The organism is Rhodohalobacter barkolensis (assembly GCF_002834295.1).
In the GTDB taxonomy this organism is placed as follows: Bacteria; Bacteroidota; Rhodothermia; order Balneolales; family Balneolaceae; genus Rhodohalobacter; species Rhodohalobacter barkolensis.
The window spans coordinates 861,117-886,606 of sequence record NZ_PISP01000001.1 but is presented as its reverse complement, the minus strand read 5'-3'; the positions used below and the strand labels follow the sequence as shown (position 1 = coordinate 886,606).

At 39.7% G+C, this 25,490-nt stretch carries 22 protein-coding genes and 1 tRNA gene; 6 read left to right on the top strand and 17 right to left on the bottom strand.

The genetic code is table 11. The features are described 5' to 3' along the window. Positions 1-114 precede the first annotated feature (114 nt). Positions 115-3,588 (top strand): methylmalonyl-CoA mutase family protein, encoded by a 3,474-nt coding sequence (locus CWD77_RS03655; protein WP_101071863.1) that lies wholly within the window; start codon positions 115-117, stop codon positions 3,586-3,588. A gap of 103 nt (positions 3,589-3,691) precedes the next feature. Here CWD77_RS03655 and CWD77_RS03650 read toward each other — a convergent pair whose 3' ends face one another. The 12 genes from CWD77_RS03650 to thrS all read right to left on the bottom strand — a co-directional run bounded on the left by CWD77_RS03650 (position 3,692) and on the right by thrS (position 14,133). After that, the gene (locus tag CWD77_RS03650) at positions 3,692-4,378 is read right to left on the bottom strand and encodes a tetratricopeptide repeat protein (RefSeq protein WP_101071862.1); all 687 of its coding nucleotides are present in this window, start codon (positions 4,376-4,378) and stop codon (positions 3,692-3,694) included. 103 nt (positions 4,379-4,481) lie between these two features. After that, on the bottom strand, positions 4,482-5,177 hold the full coding sequence (locus CWD77_RS03645; protein WP_101071861.1) for an ABC transporter ATP-binding protein: 696 nt from the start codon (positions 5,175-5,177) through the stop codon (positions 4,482-4,484). Then, positions 5,177-5,989, bottom strand: coding sequence for a TIGR00282 family metallophosphoesterase (locus tag CWD77_RS03640; RefSeq protein WP_101071860.1), 813 nt, complete (start codon positions 5,987-5,989; stop codon positions 5,177-5,179). The genes CWD77_RS03645 and CWD77_RS03640 overlap by 1 nt, the downstream gene beginning before the upstream one ends. Before the next feature lie 87 nt (positions 5,990-6,076). After that, the gene (trhA, locus tag CWD77_RS03635) at positions 6,077-6,691 is read right to left on the bottom strand and encodes a PAQR family membrane homeostasis protein TrhA (protein ID WP_101071859.1); all 615 of its coding nucleotides are present in this window, start codon (positions 6,689-6,691) and stop codon (positions 6,077-6,079) included. Between the two features lie 79 nt (positions 6,692-6,770). After that, entirely contained in the window at positions 6,771-7,061 is a 291-nt protein-coding gene (locus CWD77_RS03630; RefSeq protein ID WP_101071858.1) for a cell division protein ZapA, read from the bottom strand. Between the two features lies 1 nt (position 7,062). Continuing rightward, positions 7,063-7,311, bottom strand: coding sequence for a hypothetical protein (locus tag CWD77_RS03625; RefSeq protein ID WP_240596631.1), 249 nt, complete (start codon positions 7,309-7,311; stop codon positions 7,063-7,065). Between the two features lie 11 nt (positions 7,312-7,322). Further along, positions 7,323-9,740, bottom strand: coding sequence for a phenylalanine--tRNA ligase subunit beta (gene pheT / locus CWD77_RS03620; RefSeq protein ID WP_101071857.1), 2,418 nt, complete (start codon positions 9,738-9,740; stop codon positions 7,323-7,325). Positions 9,741-9,822: 82 nt separating this feature from the next. Then, positions 9,823-10,833, bottom strand: a complete 1,011-nt coding sequence (gene pheS, locus CWD77_RS03615) for a phenylalanine--tRNA ligase subunit alpha (protein ID WP_101071856.1) — start codon at positions 10,831-10,833, stop codon at positions 9,823-9,825. 129 nt (positions 10,834-10,962) lie between these two features. Beyond that, entirely contained in the window at positions 10,963-11,310 is a 348-nt protein-coding gene (rplT, locus tag CWD77_RS03610; protein WP_101071855.1) for a 50S ribosomal protein L20, read from the bottom strand. Between the two features lie 37 nt (positions 11,311-11,347). Beyond that, the gene (gene rpmI, locus CWD77_RS03605; RefSeq protein WP_101071854.1) at positions 11,348-11,551 is read right to left on the bottom strand and encodes a 50S ribosomal protein L35; all 204 of its coding nucleotides are present in this window, start codon (positions 11,549-11,551) and stop codon (positions 11,348-11,350) included. A 72-nt stretch (positions 11,552-11,623) separates the two neighbouring features. Continuing rightward, a complete protein-coding gene (infC, locus tag CWD77_RS03600) occupies positions 11,624-12,166 on the bottom strand; it encodes a translation initiation factor IF-3 (RefSeq protein ID WP_101071853.1) in 543 nt (180 codons plus the stop codon). A 17-nt stretch (positions 12,167-12,183) separates the two neighbouring features. Beyond that, positions 12,184-14,133 carry a threonine--tRNA ligase gene (thrS, locus tag CWD77_RS03595; protein ID WP_101071852.1) on the bottom strand — a complete coding sequence of 650 codons (1,950 nt, stop codon included), beginning with the start codon at positions 14,131-14,133 and terminating at the stop codon, positions 12,184-12,186. A gap of 147 nt (positions 14,134-14,280) precedes the next feature. Between thrS and CWD77_RS03590 the strand changes: the two genes are divergently transcribed. Further along, on the top strand, positions 14,281-16,794 hold the full coding sequence (locus tag CWD77_RS03590) for a PAS domain S-box protein (protein WP_101071851.1): 2,514 nt from the start codon (positions 14,281-14,283) through the stop codon (positions 16,792-16,794). A gap of 59 nt (positions 16,795-16,853) precedes the next feature. Here CWD77_RS03590 and CWD77_RS03585 read toward each other — a convergent pair whose 3' ends face one another. Further along, positions 16,854-18,974 carry a M3 family metallopeptidase gene (locus CWD77_RS03585; protein ID WP_101071850.1) on the bottom strand — a complete coding sequence of 707 codons (2,121 nt, stop codon included), beginning with the start codon at positions 18,972-18,974 and terminating at the stop codon, positions 16,854-16,856. A 358-nt stretch (positions 18,975-19,332) separates the two neighbouring features. Between CWD77_RS03585 and CWD77_RS03580 the strand changes: the two genes are divergently transcribed. Continuing rightward, positions 19,333-19,809: a hypothetical protein gene (locus CWD77_RS03580; protein ID WP_133120170.1), complete on the top strand. Its 477-nt coding sequence runs from the start codon at positions 19,333-19,335 to the stop codon at positions 19,807-19,809. Positions 19,810-19,918: 109 nt separating this feature from the next. Here CWD77_RS03580 and CWD77_RS03575 read toward each other — a convergent pair. After that, positions 19,919-19,995, bottom strand: a tRNA-Val gene (locus CWD77_RS03575). 115 nt (positions 19,996-20,110) lie between these two features. Between CWD77_RS03575 and nusB the strand changes: the two genes are divergently transcribed. From nusB to ychF, 3 genes are read left to right on the top strand one after another with little or no spacing between them, the layout of a single operon-like run. Next, on the top strand, positions 20,111-20,566 hold the full coding sequence (nusB, locus tag CWD77_RS03570) for a transcription antitermination factor NusB (RefSeq protein ID WP_101071848.1): 456 nt from the start codon (positions 20,111-20,113) through the stop codon (positions 20,564-20,566). A gap of 4 nt (positions 20,567-20,570) precedes the next feature. Further along, entirely contained in the window at positions 20,571-21,233 is a 663-nt protein-coding gene (locus tag CWD77_RS03565; RefSeq protein WP_101071847.1) for a metallophosphoesterase family protein, read from the top strand. Between the two features lie 12 nt (positions 21,234-21,245). Further along, positions 21,246-22,340, top strand: a complete 1,095-nt coding sequence (gene ychF / locus CWD77_RS03560; protein WP_101071846.1) for a redox-regulated ATPase YchF — start codon at positions 21,246-21,248, stop codon at positions 22,338-22,340. Between the two features lie 67 nt (positions 22,341-22,407). Here ychF and CWD77_RS03555 read toward each other — a convergent pair whose 3' ends face one another. Genes CWD77_RS03555 through CWD77_RS03545 form a run of 3 tightly spaced genes read right to left on the bottom strand, consistent with a single transcriptional unit; the run spans position 22,408 to position 25,449 of the window. Further along, on the bottom strand, positions 22,408-23,025 hold the full coding sequence (locus CWD77_RS03555; protein ID WP_101071845.1) for an SPOR domain-containing protein: 618 nt from the start codon (positions 23,023-23,025) through the stop codon (positions 22,408-22,410). Between the two features lie 6 nt (positions 23,026-23,031). Further along, the gene (locus tag CWD77_RS03550; protein ID WP_101071844.1) at positions 23,032-23,895 is read right to left on the bottom strand and encodes an aldehyde dehydrogenase family protein; all 864 of its coding nucleotides are present in this window, start codon (positions 23,893-23,895) and stop codon (positions 23,032-23,034) included. A 33-nt stretch (positions 23,896-23,928) separates the two neighbouring features. Next, a complete protein-coding gene (locus tag CWD77_RS03545; RefSeq protein ID WP_101071843.1) occupies positions 23,929-25,449 on the bottom strand; it encodes an aldehyde dehydrogenase family protein in 1,521 nt (506 codons plus the stop codon). Positions 25,450-25,490 lie beyond the last annotated feature (41 nt).

Sequence of the window (25,490 nt, the reverse complement as noted above, 5' to 3'; positions counted from 1 at the left end):
TTTACAGTTTTTAAACGTTCATCTACTATTCACGGATAAAGATTATCCATTAAAATCATTATCTTTTGGAATCGCTTCCATAAACAAGAATTGAAATCAGTTAGGCTAGTTTTTATGTCAGAAGGTACGATCACAAAGAAAGGCTCATCATCTAAGAAAACTTCATCCAACGGAGCAAATACACCTGAAAAATATTCTCCAACACATAAAGTACGTTTTGTAACAGCTGCGAGTCTATTTGACGGGCATGATGCCAGTATCAATATCATGCGGCGTATTTTACAGGGAACCGGAGCTGAAGTTATCCATTTGGGACATAACCGTTCTGTGCATGAAATTGTGAACTGTGCAATCCAGGAAGATGCACAAGGGATTGCCATTAGTTCCTATCAGGGCGGTCATATGGAGTATTTTAAGTACATGGTAGACCTTCTGGTGGAAAATGATGCTTCTCACATAAAGGTTTTTGGTGGCGGAGGCGGTGTGATTGTAGATAGAGAAATTAAAGATTTGCATGAATATGGAGTTACCCGAATCTTCTCAGTTGATGATGGAAGTACGATGGGGCTTCAGGGAATGATCAACTTCATGATGGAGCAATGTGATTTTGATACAAATGAAGTTGCTCCGGTTGATCCAAAGAAAATTAAGCAACGCGAAACCAACTCAATTGCCCGTACCATATCTGCACTCGAAAATGGAATTGATAAGATCGCTTCGTTTGATGACAAAGCTTTAAGCATCGGTGGAAGCAAGGTCGACGTCAATATCGATAAAAATATTCCGGTTCTAGGAATTACGGGAACAGGAGGTGCCGGTAAAAGTTCTTTAACTGACGAAATTATTCGCCGTTTCATCACTGAATTTGAAGATCTGAATATTGGAGTTATTTCGATTGATCCATCAAAACTTCGAACCGGTGGTGCACTATTGGGTGACCGAATTCGAATGAATAGCATTGATACACCGAGGGTTTACATGCGAAGTATGGCTACCCGAGCAACGAATAAGGCGATCAGTGACTCGGTAAAAGGTGCCATTGAGGTGTATAAAGCTGCCGGATTTGATCTGATTATTGTCGAGACCAGTGGAATTGGGCAGAGTGGGTCAGAAATTGTAGATATTTGTGACATTCCAATCTATGTGATGACTCACGAGTATGGTGCGGCAACTCAGCTTGAAAAGATCAATATGCTTGATCTGGCAGAAATTGTTGTACTGAACAAATTTGAGAAAAAAGGATCTCTGGATGCACTGCGTGATGTTCGTAAGCAGATTCAGCGAAATCGCGGAGAATTTCATACCGATCCAAAAGAGATGCCGGTTTACCCGACTATTGCAGCACAGTTTAATGATGAAGGTGTTCACAGACTTTTTGCTGCCATTGTTGAACGAATCAATTACCATTTTGAGCTTGGATGGACTCCAAACTTATATACAAATGTTGAACCGGCTGAGGATCTCCACACACAAGCGGTCATTCCCGGTAAGCGACAGCGCTATCTTTCAGAAATTACAGAAACAATTGAGAACTATCATCATTGGGCAAATGAGCAGGTTGATATTGCATCCAAGCTGGATCAGGTTAAAGGCACCATAGAACAGGTGAAAAACTGGAATCCTGAAGATAGCGACCTGATGCTCACCAAAATGGAGGAGATGGAGGAGCACTGGTCAGTGAAACTCGATCCGCTGCCTAAAAAAATTCTTGACGGTTGGGACGAGCTATTTGAAAAGTATCGGCAAGAAACATTTGATGTTAAAATCAGGGATAAAGTTATAAAGAACGAGCTATTCAGAGAATCTCTCAGCGGAACAAAAATTCCAAGAATCTCCATGCCCAAAACTAAGAATCTCGGAGATCGGCTCAAGTTTGCGCTGAAAGAGAATCTGCCGGGTTATTTTCCATTTACTGCGGGTGTATTTCCATTTAAAAGGGAAGGTGAAGATCCAACTCGAATGTTTGCCGGAGAAGGAACACCGGAGCGTACCAACAAACGATTCCACTATGTGAGTGAAGGAATGCCGGCAGCACGACTTTCAACGGCTTTTGATTCTGTTACGCTGTATGGTGAAGATCCGGCGTATCGACCGGATATTTATGGTAAGATTGGAAATTCAGGTGTTAGCATCTGTACACTGGATGATATGAAAAAGCTCTATTCCGGCTTTGAATTGACAGCACCAACTACTTCGGTTTCGATGACGATCAATGGGCCGGCCCCAATGATTTTGGCAATGTTCATGAATACGGCCATCGATCAGGAAGTAGAACGTTACCTGAAAGAGAGCGGTAAGTGGGACGACGCTACGAAGAAAATTAAGTCCATTTATAAGGATAAGGGTCTGCCACTACCAAACTATGCCGGTGAACTCCCATCAAATACGGATGGTTTTGGGCTCGGTACATTGGGTGTTACCGGTGATCAACTTATCGATAACGAAACCTATCAAAAAATTAAACAGGATGCCCTCAAGGTTGTGAGAGGTACGGTTCAGGCTGATATCCTTAAAGAAGATCAGGCACAGAATACCTGTATATTTTCTACTGAATTTGCCTTGAAGATGATGGGAGATATGCAGAAGTACTTTACTGAAAACAGAGTGCGTAACTACTATTCAGTATCAATATCCGGTTATCACATTGCCGAAGCAGGGGCAAACCCGATTACACAAGCTGCCTTTACCCTTGCAAATGGCTTTACTTACGTTGAGTACTATCTGTCGCGTGGATTGGATGTGGACGATTTTGCACACAACCTCTCATTCTTTTTCAGCAATGGATTAGATCCGGAATATGCTGTCATAGGACGGGTTGCAAGAAGAATCTGGGCTATTGCCATGAAGAATCGATACGAAGCGAATGAGCGTTCTCAAAAGCTCAAATATCATATTCAAACCAGTGGACGTTCACTTCATGCTCAGGAAATTCAGTTTAATGACATCAGAACGACACTGCAGGCATTGATGGCGATCTACGATAATTGCAACTCTCTGCATACCAATGCCTACGATGAAGCCATTACAACGCCAACTGAGGCGTCTGTACGGCGTGCATTAGCGATACAGCTCATTATTAACAAGGAGATGGGTATGACCAAGAATGAAAACCCACTGCAAGGTTCGTATATCATTGAAGAGCTTACAGATTTGGTTGAGGATGCAATTCTGAAAGAGTTTGACCGAATTACAGACAGGGGCGGAGTTCTAGGCGCTATGGAGAGTATGTATCAGCGTGGTAAAATTCAGGAAGAGAGTCTGTTTTACGAATCTCAAAAACATTCCGGCGAACTTCCGATTATTGGTGTAAACACATTTAAATCGGAATCAACATCTGAAGAGGATGAGCGAGAAATAGAACTTATCCGATCAACTGAGGAAGAGAAGAAACAGCAGATCGATAATCTTGAGGCATTTCAAAAGAGAAATGAAGATGTTGCAGATAAGGCACTTAACCGACTTAAAAAAGTGGCCAGGGAGAATGGAAATCTATTTGAGGAACTGATGGAAACGGTGAAAGTAGCATCGCTGGGTCAGATTTCTCAAGCATTATATGAAGTAGGCGGGCAGTACAGAAGAAATATGTAGATGTCGTAATCCGTGTACTCAGCAGCTTATTGATCATATAAAAAAAGGAGTAACTCACATGGAGTTACTCCTTTTAAAAGTTTTTTAGATATTGGAAAAGGGATTATCCATTAATAGCTAAAGTACCTTTCAATCTTTGTGCACGATCCAGGATCTGGCTATTGGGGTAGTCTTCCATAATTTGATCCAATACTCTGTTAGCCTCTGCAGTAAGTCCGGCTGCTTGATAAGCCTGTGCTGCGTCAAACAGATTAAATGGTGTTGTAGCACTGTTTTCATCCCATTCCGCTGCTCGTTCAAACATTTGTGCGGCTTCTTCATACTGCTCTAATTCAAGCAGCAAAGTGGCATGGAAAGTAGCAGGGGATACGCCCAATATTCCTTTAGGCTTATTAAAACTTTCGATATATGTAAGGGCGGAATCAAAATTCCCCAATTCATACTCAGAAATAGCCGCATAATATTTCGCAAGATTTCCGGCTTCTGTATTTGAGTAATTATCAGCTATTTGTTCAAATCCAAGTGTAAATTCTTCTTCATTTCCATAAAGAGCTGTTTCATAATCGCCCTCCATCAAAGACTGTTCAGCAATACCCAAAAGATCCTGAGCCTGAGTTTCCTGTTGTGAACTGTAGATACCGTACCCAATTATTAACCCTATCGCTAATACCAATCCAATTCCACCGCCAATTACAGCTGCTTTGTTTTGATTGTAGAAGTGTACAAATCTGGACGTATATTCAATTAGTAGATCCTGTTCCAGATCTTCGTTTTTCAATCGTTTACTCATTCTGCTAATAGTATATTGCTGGTTCTGTAGTAGATTTTTAAAATGGTTTTAAGACTTACAAAAATATCATTGTTTGTGCATTTAACCAAGAGAAATGAGTCGTTCACTCTACTTTTTCAAGTACTCCCATATGAAGGGAATAGAGAGAGTCGCAACGCCTTGCAATTTCTTTTTCGTGAGTGATGAGTACGAGGGATACTTGCTCTGTTTCACGCAGCTCAAAAAGAAGATCCAGAATGATATCCGTATTCTTTTCGTCTAGATTACCTGTCGGTTCGTCGGCTAAGATTATTGAAGGACTATTCATTAACGCCCTGGCCATGGAAACACGTTGTTGTTCACCACCAGAAAGCTGTGAAGGCCTGTGATAAATTCGATCAGACATTCCGAAACGTTTGAGAAGTTCTGATGCACGATGTTCAGCTTCTTTTTGATTCTGTCCCTGAATCAATGCTGGCATCGTAACATTTTCTATTGCGGTAAATTCGGGTAATAGATGATGAAACTGAAAGACAAATCCTACATTTTGGTTTCTGAGATCTGCCAGTTTATCCTGTTTAAAATCATAAATAGATTTATCATGCCAATAAACAGAACCCGCATTTGGCCTGTCTAACCCGCCGAGAATATGTAGGAGTGTACTTTTTCCACTACCGCTAGAGCCAACAATGGAGATCATTTCTGCAGATGCTACACTTAAATTAACTCCTTTGAGGATATGAAGATCTTCAGGACCGGATTCGGATTTAAATTTTTTATGAATTTCTTCGCAACGAAGTACGGGTGAAGGAGTGCTCATTAGTTCGCTCTATTATTAAATTCAGGAAAAATGACAGGTTCAATAAGCAAGCATTTCGCGCTTTCGGGATCAATTTCAAGATAGACTCCGCACATCCGGTTATCTTTATCGGCAATTTTATAACGTTGCGGGGTACCTAATCTGAAACGATTGATGGATGTTTTCTTATCCATACCAATTACAGAATCGAAAGGACCGGTCATGCCGGCATCAGTCAAATAACCGGTACCCTGTGGAAAAATTCGAGCATCATTTGTAGGAACATGAGTATGTGTACCAACTACGGCCGAAACCTGTCCGTCAAATTCCCATGCAAATGCCATCTTTTCTGCGGTTGCTTCAGCATGAAAATCAACAAACACAAGGTCTGTTTCCTTTTTGATTCTCTCTAAAGCCCACTCAGCTGTAGAGAATGGATCGTCAATCTGTGGCAGGAATGTTCTTCCCTGAAGATTTAAAACTCCAATTTTTAAATCTGAATTCTTAACCGGGTAGATTCCATACCCATAACCGGCGTTACCTTTTGGGTAGTTCATAGGCCGCAGAAGCTTTTCGTCCGTTTTCATGTAGGAGAAAATCTTCCATTTATCAAACGAGTGGTTTCCGCCGGTTATCACATCAACATCTATGTCATAAAGTCGTTTTACAATGGATCTGTTTAAACCTCGACCTTCGTGGGAGTTTTCTGCATTCGCTATGATAAAATCAGGTGAGTATTTTTCCCGGATAGGAGGAAACATCGTTTCCAATAGGTTAAGCCCCGATTCCCCGACAATATCAGAAATAAAAAAAATCTTTAGAGTTTTAGCCATGTACTCTTTAAGTGAAAGAATTAAAATCTGTGGAAAGGTAAAGAAAAGCGAAGGGCAGAACCACTCTTTTTGGATCTGTATTATGTACTAGACAAAAGCTGCTACGCTAATGAAGTGACTTACACTTCCCGCCAACACAAAAAGGTGCCAAATTCCATGCGCCAGTTTATGTTTACTGTCGAGAACATAAAATAGGACTCCCATCGTATAGAAAACACCACCGGTTATCAAGAGCTCAAACCCGGTCATGGGTAGATTTTGAGTCAGTGGTTCAAGTACCAACACTACAAGCCATCCCATTAAGAGATAAATGACAAGAGGTAAAATTCGGTGTCCTTTTTGAGGAAGAAGATCGATTACGATACCGATCATGGCTAAACCCCAGATAATTGCAAAAAATGTCCATCCCAGGCTATCGGGAAGCGTAACCAATGTAAATGGAGTATACGTGCCTGCAATTAACAGATAGATGGCAATATGGTCAAACTTTTGGAATATTTTTTTCCATTTGCCTTTAAAACTGTGATAAAGTGTAGAAAAAAGATATAGAATAAAGAGCGTGCTTCCATAAATCGTAAATGAAGCAATTTTCCATGGATCACCCTGTTTTACTGCAATATAGATCAAGGCGAAGAGACCGGCAATTGCAGCGATGGCACCGATAAGGTGAGTAATGGAATTAAAACGTTCGCCTTTATACATATTATTTGAAATAGAGAATTAATGATGCTATAGATTGAGAACGACAAACCAGGCGAAAAGATTCTATTATAAAAAAATATTATGCAAGATCTTTGATAAAGTCTTCAATCTTATGATTGATTTGGTCCATCAACTCACTCTCTTTGTCTTCTTGATACTGTAATTTTGATCTGAGTTCAAATACCTCTTCCGCGATATTTAAACAAGCCAAAATCATAACTGTTGAATCGGGTTGATTCGATAGTTGATTTCTGTAGAGCCTGAATTTTTCATCCACGAATTGGGCAATCTTACGAGTACTCTCCACTTCACTCTCTTCAACTTTGAGAGGAATCTGCTTACCCATAATATTTACTTTTATGGACTGCATATTAATGGCCTAAATGATTTTCCAGTTTTTCGATTAATCCATCAACTTTATGTCTCATAGCAATACGTTCAGATTCACTGATGGATGAAAATATATCGTTCTGATCTTTTTGAATCTCATCCAGTTTAGACTTCAACTTCAGGTTTTCACGGCTAAGATCTTTGTTCTTTTTCTTAAGTGATTGAACCTCAGTACGGATCTGTTCCAGTAAATTTAAAAATGTTTCTTTTTGAATTTCACTGATAGCCATAAGGTTAGATTCTATGATCTCAATTTAGCTCCAAACTTTTTCTCTAACGATTGAACAATTTTTTGAACTCTTGGTTCTACATCTTTGATTGTCAATGTTTTATTAGGATCTAAAAAAGTGAGACGAAATGCAATACTTTTTTTATCCTCACCAATATTTGCTCCTTCATATACGTCAAATGCCGAAACCGATTGCAATGTTTCATCTGCATTTTTATGGATAGCAGATGAAAGCTCTCCGGCACGAATTGATTTATCTACCGTAAAGGCTGCATCAAATTCAAATGAAGGATATTTCGCTACCGGTTTGTATGTTGTCTTATCTCTTCCGGCTCCCATTTCGTAAAGCAGAGAAATATTTATTTCCGCAACAAACGCGTCTTTCTCAACATCAAAACTATGAAGTGTTTTTTCGTCAATTTGTTTCAGCTCGGCAACGGTTTTCCCGTTTAGGCTGTATTGGAGGGAGTAATTATTCTCAGCTGAGCATTCCACAGATTTGTCTATATCCAGATGTTGAATCAGAGCTTCTAAATCGGCTTTGACATCAAATATTGAATAATTTGAGGAAGATCCTTGCCAGTCATCTGAATATTTTTGACCACAGCTACCCATTAAAAGGTGAACATTTTCCTGTATACCACCTACCCATGTACTGTTCTCCTTATTGGCATTTCTAAATACATGACCCAGCTCGAAAAATCGAATCTTCTCTGCATTCCGATTGAGATTGTATCCTACAGACTTTAAAAATCCACCGGCCAGATGGGTTCTGAGTGTTGTATTCTCCTGAGAGACGGGATTTAAAGTCTCAACCTGTAGTTCTTTTTCAGCCAGTGCTTCGGCTTCTTTGGGAGACAACAAGGAATTAGTTGAGATCTCCTTGTAACCGAGTCCTTTTGCAAAATATTTTATTTTCTGCTGATACACCTCAAAATCAGACAGAGTCTCCGGTGTGAAGAAAGGAGAGGAAGTAGGAGAGGGTATATTGTTGTAATCAAAAATTCGTCCAACTTCCTCAATTAAGTCAATCTCTCGTGTTACATCCGGCCGGAACGTTGGTACTTTACACAGAAGCTGTCCTTCACCGGTTAAAGTTGTTTCAAATTCGAGTCCATTTAATATTTCTTCTGCTTTCTTCAGCGTCAGAGATGTGCCCAATACTCTGTTAATTCTGGACAGACGAAGTGAAACTTCTCTTTTTTCAAATTTAACAGGATGAACATCAGTAAATCCTTTCACAATTTCACCGCCGGCATATTTCCTTATAAGTTCAGCGGCTCGCTGGGCTGCTTTTAACTGAATCTCCGGATCTATTCCTCGCTCAAATCGATATGAACTGTCTGTCTGCAGAGCCAGCTGCTTAGAGGTTTTACGAATGGAAGAGGGGTTAAAGTACGCGCTTTCAATTAGTACATTTTTAGTTTCTAGTGATACTTCACTGTTTTCACCACCCATCACACCGGCAATAGCTACCGGACCATTTCCATCACAGATAAAGAGAGAGCCGGCCGGCACTTTACGTTCCACATCATCAAGTGTAGTGAAGTTCATCTCCTTATCGAATGTTTTAACTTCAATTTTTTTACTCGCAATTTTATCATAATCAAATGCGTGTAGCGGCTGTCCAATTTCCTGTAACACGTAATTGGTAATGTCTACAACATTATTACGGGGTCTTAATCCAATGGCCGTTAATTTCTGCTTCAACCAAGCCGGAGACTCTTTAACTTCCAAGTCTCGAACCATAATTCCAACATAGCGATGGCATTTATCTTCATCTCTAATCGAAATGGAAATGTGATCATCTAAAGAACCTTTCTCAGGCTTTAACTCCGAATAGGGGTTGTTCAGTGGTTTACCGGTAATTGCCGATAAATCCCGTGCAACACCTACATGGCAGGAGGCATCAGGACGATTAGGAGTCAATCCAATTTCAAAGATTGTGTCTTTGTCTACATTTAAAGCCTCTTTAAGTGATGAGCCTACCTGCAAATCAGAATTTAATACCATAATCCCCGAATGGTCATCACTTAAACCAAGCTCAGATTCAGAGCAGATCATCCCGTGAGAAGCTTCTCCTCTTAATTTGGCCTTTTTGATTTTCAAATAACTTCCATCATCCATGGGAACCGGAAGGGTAGACCCAACAGTTGCAACCGGTACTTTTTGGCCTTTTGCTACATTTTTGGCGCCACAAATAATCTGAACTTCTTTGTTGCCCAGGTTCACATCACATATTTGAAGTTTATCTGCATTGGGATGTGATCTTACCTGATTAATTTCACCAACAACAAATCCTTCAAAGTCCGATCCTATCTGTTCAATACCTTCAACTTCCAAACCGGACAGGGTAAGTTTTTCTTCAGTTTCTGCGGGTGATAAATCTAAATCGATGTACTGCTTGAGCCAGTTATAAGAAATGTTCATGCTTAAAAACGTTGGTATTTAGTAAATCTTGAATATTTAAGTAAACTGCTCCACTATATAATTTAGATGCAGTTAATTAATTTTATGATTTGAATTGATTCAAAAATCTCAGGTCATTTTCATAAAGCAAGCGGATATCATCAATTCCATAGCGTAGCATTGCAATACGGTCTACTCCCATACCGAACGCAAATCCTGTATAAATTTCCGGATCTACATTTACGGCTTCAAAAACGTTTGGATCGACCATTCCGGCTCCTAATATTTCGAGCCATTGACCGCCTTTTTCATTTTCCCACCAAACGTCCATTTCAATGCTTGGTTCTGTAAAAGGAAAAAAGGAGGGTCGTACCCTGTATTTTACATCACTTCCATACATGAGTTTGGCAAACATCACAAGAGTTTCAATGAGCTCGCCCATGGTAACATTCTTATCTACGTAAAGACCTTCAACCTGATTAAATTGAAAATATGATTTCGCAGTAACCGCTTCATTTCGGTAAACACGGCCAGGCATGATGGATCGAAGTGGCGGTTGTTGATCTTTCATCAAACGAATTTGAACTGGGGAGGTATGCGTTCTCAGTACCAGGTCCTGTTCATCCGGTTGATCTGATTTTCTGACAAAAAAAGTATCCTGCATATCTCGAGCAGGGTGATCGGGTGGAAAATTGAGTGCTGTGAAATTGTGGAAATCATCTTCCAGTTCAGGTCCATCAGCAATATTGAATCCAAGGCGTAAAAAAATCTGTTTGATCTCGTCCAATGCCTGAGTTAACGGATGAAAAGACCCGGTGTAGGTAGGTTCAACAGGAAGGGTAATATCATCTTTTGCACCAAATTCCTTTCGCGAAGCTGACTGTAAATTGCTTTTACTATCTTCAAATTTTTCTTGAGCAAGGATTTTAACCTTATTCATTGCCTTACCCATTTCAGCTTTCTTTTCATTTGGCACATTGCCCATCATACCAAACATCTCCTGAACTTTTCCATTTCTGGAGAGAAACTCTAGGCGAAAAGCTTCCAACTGTTTCTCGTTGGTGATTTGAAAATTCTTTATCTCTTTTTTGATCAGTTCAATTTTTTCGATCATGCCTTACTTAGCTGTTTAAGGACTCTGTGAGGAGTATTGAAGGATTATGTTTATAAAGATAGTGCAATATTGATAAAAAAAAGCCGGCAAACCTCAGAAGATTTGCCGGCTATAAACATGAAATTGCAATTACTTAACTGCTTCTTTGACAACAGCAGCGAATGTTTCCGGATCGCGAACGGCGATATCGGCCAACATTTTTCGATTAATTTCCATGTTATTGGACTTCATGCCGTGTATTAACTTGGCATATGTGGTCCCGTTTAATCGAGCAGCTGCATTTATACGCGTAATCCAAAGCCGACGAAACATTCTTTTACGAACCTTTCTGTCGCGGTATTGGTACTGAAGACCTTTTTCTACCGCATTCTTGGCAACGGTGTAAACGTTTTTGCGTCTGCCCCAATAGCCTTTCGCCTTATTTAAAATCTTCCGGCGACGGCGACGGGAAGCCACCAAATTTCTTGATCGTGGCATTTTTACTTAACGTTTAAGAGTTAATAATTAATTTGATTTACTTTCCACCGTATGGGAGAAGATCTTTCACAGAACTTTCGTCTGCTTTGTGAACCAAAGCATCCTTTCCGAGATTATTCTTCCGCTTAGGTGATTTCTTTGTGAGAATGTGACGCTTGTAAGCTTTCTTTCTTTTAATTTTACCGGAACCGGTAACCTTAAAACGCTTCTTCGCACCACTATTCGATTTCATTTTTGGCATAACTAGCGTAATTGTCTGAAATTATAAAGAACAGAAAGATAAAAATGTTTACGGTCTGATAAAAGAACTTCTTTAATCTTTTGAAGGAGATAAGATCATAATCATTCTGCGTCCTTCCATGGTAGGATTGGATTCGATTTTACTGACATCACTTAATTCCTCAGCAAGATTTTTCAGCAGCTCTTCACCCTGCTCTGTATATAGCATATCACGTCCTCGAAACTGAACCGTAGCTTTCACTTTATCACCGCCTTCTAAAAATTCTCTGGCGTGACGGGTTTTAAATTCCAGGTCATGATCATCAGTAGTAGGCCGGAAACGCAACTCTTTCACTTGAATAGTATGTTGCTTTTTCTTCGCTTCCTTTTCCTTCTTCTTCTTTTCATACATAAACTTTCCAAAGTCAATCACCTTGCAAACGGGTGGTTTGGCGTTAGGTGCAACTTCTACTAAGTCCATATTGAATGACTCGGCAATTTGAAGGGCTTTTTGTACAGAAACGATTTCGTGCTCTTCATCAGGTTTAATTAATCTGACCTCTGATGCCCGAATTTCGTTATTAACCCTCGGTTTGTCGTCATTCCGTGGTCTTCTTGTTGGTCGTGGTCTTGCGATAAGTAATCCTCTGTATTTTAATTAAGGTTTGTTGTAAGTGATTTAGAGTTAATCTCTTCCATCACACTATTAAAAAAATCATTGAGTGAAAACGTTCCAATATCACCCATTTTGTGCCTTCTGACGGAGACAGATTCATCTTCCTGCTCTTTAGCTCCGACTATTAACATATAGGGAATTTTTGCATTTTCTGCATCCCTAATTTTACCGCCAATCATTTCTGAACGCGTATCAATTTCTACACGTACTCCGGCATCTTCAAATTTCTTAACACACTTCTCAGCATACTCATTAAAATCTTCAGAAATTGGAAGGACTTTTACCTGAAGAGGAGAGAGCCATAGCGGGAAATCCCCGGCAAAATGCTCAATCAAAATACTTGTAAAGCGTTCCATGGATCCAAATGGTGCACGATGGATAATGACCGGTCTATGTTTATTGTTATCTGATCCCACGTAAGTCAAATCAAATCTTTCGGGCATCACGTAATCAACCTGAACGGTTCCCAGCTGCCACTTTCTGCCAATTGCATCACGAATAATGAAATCAATTTTTGGCCCATAAAAGCTGGCTTCTCCCAATGCAATCTTATAGTCCAGATCCATTTCGTCGGCAACTTCTTTAATTTCCTGCTGCGCACGTTCCCAATATTCGTTATTTCCCCCATACTTTTCGTCATTATCATCTCGAAAAGAGAGACGAATATCAACAGGCATTCCAAATGTGGAAAACACAAATTGTGTCAGCTCAATCGTACTCTTAATTTCATCTTTTAATTGGTCGTGAGTACAGTAGATGTGTGCATCGTCCTGCGTAAATCCACGAACGCGCGAAAGTCCATTCAGCTCACCGCTCTGTTCGTATCTATAAACTGAACCGAACTCTGCAAGTCGGAGCGGTAAATCCCGGTAACTGCGTAATTCATTGGAATAAATTCTATGATGATGCGGACAGTTCATTGGTTTGAGCATGTACTTCTCATCATCAACCTCCATTGGATCAAATTGAGAATCCTTGTAATAGGGGTAGTGCCCAGAGGTTTCATAAAGCTCAATATTGGCTATATGAGGAGTGATAACTTCTTTATATCCCCGTTTTTTCTGTTCTTCCCGCAAAAAAGCTTCAAGAGTTCTTCTGAGAACAGTACCATTCGGAAGCCACATAGGCAGTCCGGAACCGACCATTCTGTCCATCATATAAATGCCCAACTCTTTCCCTAATTTTTTATGATCACGCTTTTTAGCTTCCTCAAGCTGTTCAAGGTGCTCTTTTAATAGTTTCTGTTTAGGAAAAGAGACACCGTAAATACGGGTCAACTGCTTGCTGTCAACATCACCTCTCCAATAAGCCCCTGCAAGATTGGTCAGCTTAACGGCCTTTATCAGTGATGTATCCGGAATATGCGGACCTTTACAAAGGTCTGTAAATGAACCCTGCTCATAAAATGTAATGGTTCCATCTTCAAGATCTTCAATCAGGTCTACTTTATACTCGTTACCCCGTTCTTTGTAAAACTCAAGAGCTTCTTCTTTTGAGACATCGCGACGCTTGAACTCAGATTTATTTCTGGCAAGTTCGATCATCTTATCTTCAACTTTCGAAAGATGGTCCTGACCAAAGGATTCATCTCCAAAATCGATATCGTAGTAAAAACCATTTTCGATAGGAGGGCCGATGCCGAATTTTGCGTCTGGGTAGAGTTCTTGAATAGCCTCAGCCAGAAGGTGTGCCGAAGAGTGCCAAAATGTATATTGACCATCCTCCGAGTCCCAGGTATTAATTTCTATCGCACCACTTTCTTCAATAGGTGCATCCAAATCTTTTATCGTTCCATTAAATGTTACACTTAATGCATTGCGGGCTAAACCTTTGGAAATGCTCTCAGCAACTTCAAATCCTGAAACTCCTTTTTTAAATTCTTTTTTTGCTCCGTCAGGAAAGGTGAGCGTAATAAATTCTTCTGGCATTAAATTTTATCTGTGAGGAATAAGTTTAATTCGTTAACATATGAAGCCTTAAAATACAAAATCCTGACAATCCTTTAAACTGTTATCTCTAATTGAATTAGTTATATTCAGATTTATTTGGAATGCTGCAGAACTAAATCATTTGTAATGGGAATATCTGCTCAAGAAAAACACATCGAAGATGGTTTTTTTGAAAATGAATGCATGCTTATTTACGACTATTACACCCTTGATATCCTGGAAGTTAACCGGGCATGTCAAACTAAATACGGATTTTCTAAAAAGGAGTTCTTAAGCAAAAAAATTACCGATTTAGGGGAGAAGTATAGAGAGCCGGTGTCCGGTTTAAATGGCGATGCTTTAAAATCAGATAATTTACAACTTCCCGCAGTATGGAAGCACTACAGAAAAGACGGATCTTCTTTTTATGTGCAATACACATTTCATCAACTCAAGAGAGATGGGAAATATGTTCAACTTTGTGTACTGCATGACATTTCTGATAAGTTTCCCGAAGTAGAACAGAATCTACATCAGCTGCCCAGAATTGATACTTTACGGGAGAGGTTGCCATTGGCAACAATAGAGTGGAGCAGAAGCGGAAATATCAGAGATTGGTCACCGAAAGCAGAGTCTCTTTTTGAGTGGAATTATGAACAGGTAATGGGGAAATCACTTTTCGAAACCGGTATTATACAGCCAGATATCAGAGATTTTGTTGAAAGTAAGATCCATGAGCTGATTTTAAATTACAATAACTATTTTACTTTTGACTCTAAAACGGTTCTTGAAAACGGACAAACAATCTATTCAACTTGGCATAATTCTGCTAATTATGATCAAAGTGGAAAACTGTTAAGCATCTACTCTTTGATTGAGGATATCACTGAGCGTAAAAATGCTGAAGATAAGTTAAAAGAGTCTGAGCAACGTTTTCGGGTTTTGAGTGAAGCTTCAACTGTGGGCGTATACTTGCTGCAAGACGGTAAACTCAAATATGTGAATCCGATGTTTTGTGAGATTTCCGGATACACCAAAAATGAGCTTTTTCAGTCAATCGATCCTGTTGAATTGATTCATAAAAATGATGTCGGGAAATTGAAGTCACTCCGGGAACGGTTTCATAATTCAGAAATCGACTCATTTGAGGTGGATGCCAGGGCCTTATCCAAAAATGAATCTGAGATTTTTGTCAAAATTTATGGTTCTAAAATCATGCTTGATGATCGTATTGCTATTATGGGAGTTGTAATCGATCAAACAAAACAGATGGATGCTCAGAAAAAACTCAAGTACTCGATCCAAAGTTATAAAGACCTGTTTAACTCTATAGGGGACGCAATCTATATTCACAACAGCGATGGTGAGTTTATAGAAGCAAACCGAACGGCACAGGAAATTTTTGGATACGATAGAGATGAAATAATTGGTAAAGATCCAATGCTGCTTGCAGCTCCGGGAAAAGTAAATAAAGAGAGAACTTTTGGCTTTATTGAAAAGGCACTCGAGGGAGAAATGCAGCGATTCGAGTGGTGGGGTAAACGAAAAAATGGAGAAATTTTTCCTAATGAGGTGACACTGAATCCCGGAAAGTATTTTGGCAAGGATGTGGTAATAGCCATGGCCCGTGATATTAGTCAACAGCACGAACAACAAAAAGAACTTAAGCACAGTGAAGAGCTATTCAGGCAGCTTTTTCAGAATGCACCGGTTGGTATAGCGATGCTTGATAACCATAATGAAGTGCAGATGGTTAACAAAAGTTTTGAAGAAATTTTCGAATATAAGATTGACGACATCAGAGGGTTAAATATTGATGATTTAATTGCACCTGACGAAGAACTGGATGTTGCGAGAAAACTATCGAACAGCTCTGAAACTTTTGAAGTTATGGGGTCTCGTAAAACGAAATCAGGAAAAATTGTTGATGTACTAATCTACGGTGTGCCTGTTAAAGTTGATGGTAAAACCATTTCCATTTACGGCTTATATGTTGACATCACAGATCAGAAGAATGCAGAGGGAAAGCTAAAAAGCTCCTTAAAAGAGAAGGAGGTACTGCTTGCTGAAATACATCATCGTGTAAAAAACAATTTGGCCGTGATTACCGGTTTATTGGATCTTCAGTCTCATAGCACTGAAAATCTCGATGTTCAGGAAGCTTTAAAGGATAGCCAGATGCGTATCAACACTATGGCATTGATTCATGAAAAGCTTTATCAAAATGAGACTCTATCGAATATAAACTTTGCAAAATATATCGAAGATCTTGTTGATGTTATTGATAAAACACATCGTACGGATTCCTATCCAATTCAGATCCAATTAGATTTAGAACCTGTTGAGTTTACGATCACTCAAGCGATTCCATGCGGACTTTTATTAAATGAAATTTTTACGAATGCCTATAAACACGCGTTTGGTAAATCATTTATAGGAGAGGCAAAACTCAACGCATCCTTATCAATGGACAAAGAACAGAATATAAAACTCGAGATTAGTGACAACGGAATCGGTTTACCCGGAGAATTCGAAAATCTGGGAGAAACGTCACTTGGATTAACCCTGATTAAAACACTGAATAGACAGTTGAATGCAGAAATGAGTGTAAACCCTGCAGATGGTACTGCTTATACCTTTTCATTTAAGCTTGAAAAATAAAAAACCCCATCGGGAATGCCGATGAGGTTTTATTTTACTTATATAAACGTTCTAGTGACCTAGTTCGAAGTAAGTCCACGCCTTTCGAGTAAGTGTTGAACATCCGGCTCTCCGCCCCTGTAATTACGATACAGATCCATGGCTTCTTCACTGCCGCCCTGAGACAAAATATACTCCCGGAATCGATTTCCGTTATCCCGGGTAAGTCCACCTTGATTACTCATAAATGCAAACGCATCAGCCGCTAGAATTTCACTCCAAATATAGGCATAGTAATTAGCCGCATACCCTCCGGAAAAAATGTGAGAAAAATACGTTGACTTATATCTTGGAGGAATAGCAGGATTTGCAAGGTTATATTTTGCAAGTGATGCCTGTTCAAATGCTTCAACATCTGATGGAATTGAGGATTGATCCAAGAGGTGCCACTCCATATCCACTAAGGTTGCGGCAAGATATTCGTAGGTATTGAATCCCTGATTGAACTCTCTGGCTTCGATCAATTTGTCTAAGAGATCCTGAGGAATCCGTTCACCGGTTTCATGATGTTTAGCATAATTCTCAAGTACTTCAGGAAGTATTGCCCAATCTTCCTGGAAAGTTGAAGGGAATTCGACAAAATCTCTTGGTACAGATGTGCCGGCTAAGGAAGGGTAGGTTACGTCTGAAAATAGTCCATGAACGGCATGACCCATTTCATGAAATAGAGTCGTCACATTATCAAAACTTACAAGTGCGGGTTCACCTTCTGCCGGTGGAGTTATATTTAAAACGTTAACGACTACAGGATTTTTTTCTTTCAAGTGAGATTGAACTACAAATGAGTTCATCCATGCACCACCTCTCTTTGAGTCTCGACTGAAGAAATCGCCATAGAAAAGTCCGATTTGCGATCCGTCTTCATCCATCACATTCCATACTCTTACATCTTCATGATATACCGGGAGATCAAATCGCTCTTCAAATGTAATTCCGAAGAGTTTTTCCATTGCAAAGAAAACACCGTCGTCCAAAACACGGTTCAGTTCAAAATAAGCTCTGACTTCGTTATCGTTAATGTCATATCGTTCCTGCCGAACTTTTTCCGCATAGTATTCCCAATCCCAGGGTTGAAGATCATCTTCAATACCGTCTTGCTGCATATACTCACGGATCAATTCAGCCTCCACTTCGCTATTGGTTACAACCGGTGGAATTAAATCTTTGAGAAGTTCTAAGACACGTTCAGGTGTTTCGCCTGTTTGAGGTTCAATTGCGTAGTGTGCATACGTTTCATAACCAAGAAGTTGAACTCTCTCAGCGCGCAGTTCTGCAATTTCGAGTAGAATTGGGCGAGTATCAATTCCTCCATTTTCACCAAGGCCACGGTAGGCAGATGCTTCCCAAATCTGTTTTCTCATTTCTCTGTTACTTAGTGATGAGAGGAGGGGGTGACGCGTAGTATTGGAAATATTGATTAAATAACTGTCATCATGGTCTCTCTGTTCTGCGGCTTCTTTAGCAGCAGCAATACGATCGTTACTCAATCCTTCCAACATATCAATATCATCAACCACTACAGCCCGTTCACGAGTCATTGCTAAAAGCTTTTCCTGAAATTCCGTAGTTAATGAAGACATTCGCTCATTAATCTCACGCATACGCTGTTGTTCTGAGTCTGAAAGCTGTGCACCGGCCCGAACAAAATCACGGTAAATGTCGGATAATAGCTTTTCAGCTTCATCACTTAAAGAGAGAGATTCGATATCGTTGTATAGTGTTTCTACACGTTCAAAAAGGTTACGATTCAAATAGATGTTATCTGAGTGAGCAGCGAGCTTAGGAGCTAGTTCAGACTGGATATCCTGAATCTCGTCATTTGTGTGAGCAGAGGTCAAGTTATAGAACACTTGTTGAACCCGAGTTAACAAATCACCACTTTGCTCCATTGCTACAATGGTATTATCAAAAGTGGGCGGTATATCTTGGTTGGCAATGGCTTCAATTTGTTCCAGTCCTTCTTTCATGCCGCGTTCAAAGGCAGGCATAAAATGTCTGTTTTCGATGTTATCAAAATCAGGGGCTTCAAATGGAAGAGAGCTTTCAGAATAGAACGGATTTTCAGTCATACTTTTATCGTTACTGCATCCCAAAACTAAAAGGAAAGAGATACAGATTATTGCAATTGCTGTTATTTTCATAATTCATTGATGAAATTTTTATTCATTATAATAAGTTCAAATTAAGAGTAGGGTTGTTGGAATACAAAACCGAGATAAATCCATTTTTCCCATCTGCTCTAAAGAAAAGCACTCTTCAAGAGTAGATAGCAAGGTTCCATAAGCTTGAATGCAACTTGGTCTGAATATCAAGGTTTTTACGTACGTGAAAATTTTTTAATAAAGGAGTTATTATCGTTGAACGACTAATAATTCTTCTGCAGAGTAGTTATTATAGAACAAAGATTTAAGCAATCAATTAAGTGGGCAAAAAAGCCCGATTTAGTAGGAGTGAACAGACTGTAGCAGTTAGTTATGCTACAATTTAAGGGGTTTAAACATGAAAAGGGTAGGAACATATTTTGGCATCGCCAATTTTGTATTGTTGCTGACGTTATTGTCAGTAGGTTGCAAGACGAATGTTCCAAATTCAATTGGTGGCTTGGAAAGTTACCAGCAGGTTTTAATGTCGAGTGACGTTTCAAATGATTTTAATGATAGTTTGCAAGATCCTGATTTGAGTAGTATAAATAATGATTTGCAAGAAGCAGAAGATCTTATACTATCTGTAGACTGGGAACATCGACAATCTGAAATTGATATTCATCGTATTAATTTGGAAATCAATCATGTAGCAGATTCAATTTCTTATGTAATCCATGCTTGTGATCAGGCATGGGATAATGAAATACGCTGTTCGGATACGGCATATTTTACTATTTCTGCTTTTAAAGACAGTTTAACCCAAACTTATCGTGATTCAATAGACCTGCAGTTGATGAATCAACTATTTGTGTTAGATAGATCCATTGAATAGCTAAGAGTTTGGATCTCTTTATTTCAAAACGTTCGGTGTGCTTGCGTTCCAGCAACTGAGAGAATTTCCCGCTCAATTACGCATATCTTAAAAAGGAAGAGAAATGAGTTGGTGGGTTCAGGCAGATTCGAACTGCCGACCTCTACAATGTCAATGTAGCGCTCTAACCATCTGAGCTATGAACCCAAGAGTCCAAATATACAACACCAATTGTTTTAATAGCAAAAGAAATAGCATTGAAATCTTTCAGCTGAGTATAATGCTTTGTATTTTTCCTGTCTTTGAATAATTAATAAAATGTATGTCGAATAGAAGAGCAGCACGAGAATCAGCTTTAAAAGCGATTTATGCCGTTGAGGTAGGCAATAGCCGGACTCAGGATGTAACAAAGAATATTATAAAGGCTGAATTAAAAGATGATACGAACTCTATTAAGTTTGCTGAAAAACTGTTATTAACAACTGTAGATTTTGCTCATGAGTATGATGAGATTATTCAAAATCATATTAAGAATTGGAAAGTAGAACGTCTGGCCATGCTTGATAAGCTAATCATCAGGATGGCCATGACAGAATTCCTCCACTTTGAAGAAGTACCCACTAAAGTTACTATTAACGAGGCTATTGAGCTTGCAAAAGATTATTCCACAGGGAAAAGTGGAAATTTTGTGAACGGTATTCTGGATGCAGTACTAAATCAGTTGGATGAAGATGGGAAAATCAATAAAAAGGGAAGAGGCTTAATAGAATCCTCATAATTGAATGACTAATCAACTAGTTGCTATAGGAGACATTCACGGCTGTTCACAATCTTTAAAGGCATTGTGGGATAAACTCGAACCTTTTTCAGACGCCTCCTTTATATTTATTGGAGATTATATTGATCGTGGTCCTGACTCAAAAGGTGTGGTTGATTTTCTGTTGAAAGTACAAAACGAACGCAATTGTATATTTCTGCGTGGAAATCATGAACAGATGCTGCTCGATTCATTTGAATCTAAAAGAGATTATAATTGGCTCCTGAATGGCGGAGATACAACTTTAGAATCATATGGTGTGGACGGGGCAGATCAAATACCGGATGATCATCTAGAGTTCTATATAAATACCAAACTCTACTATCAAACAGACGACTACTTTTTTGTTCATGCAGGTGTTCCGCCTCATCAGCCTATACGCAAAAGTATAGAGTCAGAAGAAAATCACGACTTTTTCTTATGGGGCAGAGATCATATTGACTCATTCGAAACACCATGGGAAAAAACTGTGATTTTTGGACATACACCAAGACCTTATCCTATTCAAAAGAAAAATATGATTGGTATAGATACAGGATGCGTGTATGAAAAGCTTGGTTATGGAAAATTAACTGCGGTTCTGCTACCCGAACAACAATTTATACAACAAACTTCACTCGACTTTTAAGAATTAATATTTATGAATTTAAAATGTGGTATTGTTGGATTGCCTAATGTTGGCAAATCCACTCTTTTTAATGCTTTGAGTAATGCAGGCGCTGAATCAGCAAACTTCCCATTTTGTACCATTGATCCCAATGTAGGTTTGGTTACCGTCCCGGATCAACGTCTAACAACTCTTACAAAATTGATTGATCCCAAAGAAACCATCCCTGCAACAATTGAATTTGTGGATATTGCCGGTTTGGTTAAAGGTGCTTCCGAAGGGAAGGGAAAGGGAAATGCATTTCTATCTCATATTCGGGAAGTGGACCTTCTGGTACACGTTGTACGCTGCTTTGAGGATGATGATATCATTCATGTTGAAGGTTCTGTAGATCCTGAACGAGATATCCATATCATTGAAGATGAGCTGATTTTAAAGGATTTGGAGTCGGTTGAAAAACGTGTGGAAAAACTGAAGAAAGAGTCTAAGAGCGGTGATAAAAAACTATTGGCTGATCTGGAGATTGTACAAAAGCTTGAGGACCATTTATCAGAGGGAAACAGCGCCCGTACTTTTGAAGCAGATAGTGAGGAGAGAAAGGCTTATCGGGATTTATCATTACTATCAGACAAACCCGTTCTATACGCTTGTAATGTGGCAGAAGATGAGTTAAACAGCGGTAACGATTATGTAGAAACGGTTCGTAAAATAGCGAATAAGTTCGATGATGAAGTTGTTACTTTTTGTGCTAAAATTGAAGCCGAGATTGCTGAACTTGACGAATCAGAAAAAGAGATGTTTCTGGAAGAGCTTGGCGTCGAATCGGCCGGTTTAGATCGTTTGATTCAGGCAGCTTACAAAAACCTTGGCCTGATCACTTACTTTACTGCAGGACCTAAAGAGGTTCGGGCATGGACCATCACAGAAGGCACCAAAGCGCCACAAGCTGCAGGTGTTATTCACACGGATTTCGAAAAAGGGTTTATCCGTGCTGAAACAATTGCCTACAACGATTATGTAGAGTTAGGCTCAGAAAAAGCTGCTAAAGAGGCCGGAAAAATGCGTCAGGAAGGAAAAGAATATACCGTTAAAGATGGCGACGTAATGCTTTTCAGATTTAACGTATAAATAAACTCATTTGGGAATTGGATCCTGTTTCATAAAGGATCCATAACCAACAATACTGAGTTAGATACTACTCATCACTTTCATCAACTTCATCTTCTTCAATAATTTCCAAAAAGCGAAATATTGAAGTGTCGGCAGGGGCATTTTCCGGAACAATGCGATCATGAACAATCCAGGCCTCTGGATATTCCTGTTTGATTAACCGGGAAAACTCGATCGCTTTCTCCCTATTCTGAAAATCTCCGGCCCGAACTCTGTAAAATGGCTGTCGGAAATGAACGTATGCATTGGGTTTATATCCCTGCATGGTTGTATCAGCCCAGGCAACAAAATTATCTCGGGTAGTGTCTGCATGTACAACATCCCGGGTTGATAAAATTTGAACCCGATACCCGGCAAATTGATCAACTTCCCGTTTTTCAAAAGTACCTTCTCTTGTGAACAGTTCAGGCATATCGTGCTGAATCGTTGCAAAGCGATCGGTTAAGCGGGTCCTGTTCAGATAAAGTGTACGCTCAAATTCATCCAGTTCCTCATAGGCAAATTCTTCCAGCGCTTCATCACTGATTTCTATATAAGGTGATCGCTCTTCAGGAGAGCGGTCATCAGACTCCCGAACTGATTCAGTTGTAGAGCAGCTCAAAAAAAGAAAAATAGAGAGTAAACTTAAGATCAGTTTTTTCATAATTATCTAAACGCCGGCCGGATGCCATGTTGTTTTACTTTCCTGAAATTCAAGTATCAGGTATGGATTTTCGTGTTTGTCATCATACCAATCACTCACTGGATAGTGATGAACACGTTTTACACTTATAGATGCATTAAGATCAATAAGTTTCCGTGTTTTCTGGTCGTCAACAGAATTGAAAACGGCGTTCACGTCCATATGTTTTGTAAGATGATCAAGGATTTCCTCTCTGAATCCGGTAAGTATGTTAACAACTCCACCGGGCACATCAGATGAGTTTAATACTTCCCCAAAACTGACAACTACTAGGGGATTTGTCTCCGATGCCAAAACCACACACGTATTTCCGCCTGCTATAACCGGGGCTACCTGTGATACAATGGATAGGAGCGGTGAGTTGTCTGTACTAATGATTGCAACCACTCCGGCAGGTTCAGGCGCAGTGAAATTAAAATGCTGGCTGGCCACAGGGTTGATAGTCCCGAAGACTTGTGGATATTTATCCGTCCAGCCCGCATAATAAACCAATCGGTCTATAGATAATTCCACTTCTTTTTGAGCTTCCTTGGTTTTTTTTCCGGTCAACTCCAACTCAGACACAAACTGTTCTTTTCTTCCCTCGAGCATTTCTGCAATTCGATAGAGAATTTGTCCCCGATTGTACCCTGATCGGCCACTCCAATCTCCAAATGCAGATCGAGCCGGTAGCATTGCATCTCTTACATCTTTTCGTGTACAACGGCAGGCATTGGCAATTACACTACCTGACGAGTCCTTAATGGGATACGTTTTCCCGGATTCACTTCTCGGAAATTTTCCGCCCACGTAGGTTTTGTAAGTTTTCATCACTTCAATTCTATCTGACATAGCAACACTATTTTTAAATAAATTTTGATCAGGTTATTTCAGATTTACGTAAGGGTAGAGGCCGTGCAAACCGCCTTCGCGTCCCATCCCACTCTCTTTATATCCACCAAAAGGAGATGTGGGGTCAAACTTATTGTACGTGTTAGCCCATACTACTCCTGAACGAATTTTTTGGCTTACTTTAAAAATCTTGGAACCCTTATCCGTCCATATACCGCTGGCAAGTCCAAATGGTGTATTGTTTGCCTTATCGATGGCTTCATCCGGTGTTCTGAATGTTTGAATGGTTAACACCGGGCCAAAAATCTCTTCCTGAACTATTCGGTTACTCTGGCCAGCATCTGTAAAAATGGTAGGTTTACAAAAGTATCCATTTTCTGGGAGCTCTTTACTGTTTTGGTGGATGGTTGCACCTTCATCTACTCCAATTTTAAGATACTCATTAATTTTTTCGTACTGCTTTTTGGAGTTGATCGCACCAATATCAGTGTTTTTGTCTAATGGATCGCCAACGATCAACGTTTCCATACGTTCTTTTAACTTTTTGATAAGTTTATCTGCAATCCCTTCCTGAACCAAAAGGCGTGATCCCGCACAACAAACGTGTCCTTGATTAAAAAATATGGAGTTGATAATTCCTTCAACTGCCTGATCAATGGGAGCATCCTCAAATATGATATTTGGTCCCTTACCGCCCAGTTCTAATGTAAATTTCTTCTTTGAACCGGCCAGGGATTTTTGAATAATCTTACCTACCTCTGTAGATCCGGTAAACGCAATTTTATCGACATCGGGATGGTCTACAATTGCAGCTCCTGTAGGGCCGGCACCTGTTACAATATTAACTACACCATCCGGTAAACCGGCATCCTGACAAATTTCAGCAAATTTAAGTGCTGTGAGAGGTGTGGTTTCGGCAGGCTTAAGTACTACGGTATTTCCGGCTGCCAGTGCAGGGGCTATTTTCCAGGATAACATCAATAGTGGAAAATTCCATGGGATAATTTGACCGCATACGCCAACAGGCTCAGCTTTACGGCCTGGAAAAGCGTAATCCAATTTATCGGCCCAGCCGGCATAGTAGAAAAAGTAAGCTGCCGCCAAGGGAACATCTACATCTCGTGATTCACGAATCGGTTTTCCGCCATCCATAGACTCGATAATTGCCAGGTCTTTTGCATGTTCCTGAATCATTCTGGCCAATCGATAGATATATTTTCCTCGCTCTTTTCCGGTTAGCTTACTCCAGGTTTTCTCATAAGCTCTTCGGGCCGATTTAACAGCCAAGTCAATATCTTCAGAAGTTGCTTCAGTAAACTCAGCTATAGTTTTTTCAGTCGCCGGGTTGATGGTGTTCATCATTCGACCCTTATTCCCGGCAACAAATTCTCCGTTTATAAACAGATCATATTTCTCCTTTAATTGAATATGATCGCTGCTTTCCGGTGCTTCGCTGTATTCCCAAAACGAATCAAAATCCAATTTCAAATCAGAGTTAGGGGAGGTAGGTTTAACTTCTCCGTTTTTCGACTTCTCTTTTGTTGATTGAGTCATAATGCAAAAATTGTTCTTAGATAAATAATAGATACTCTTTA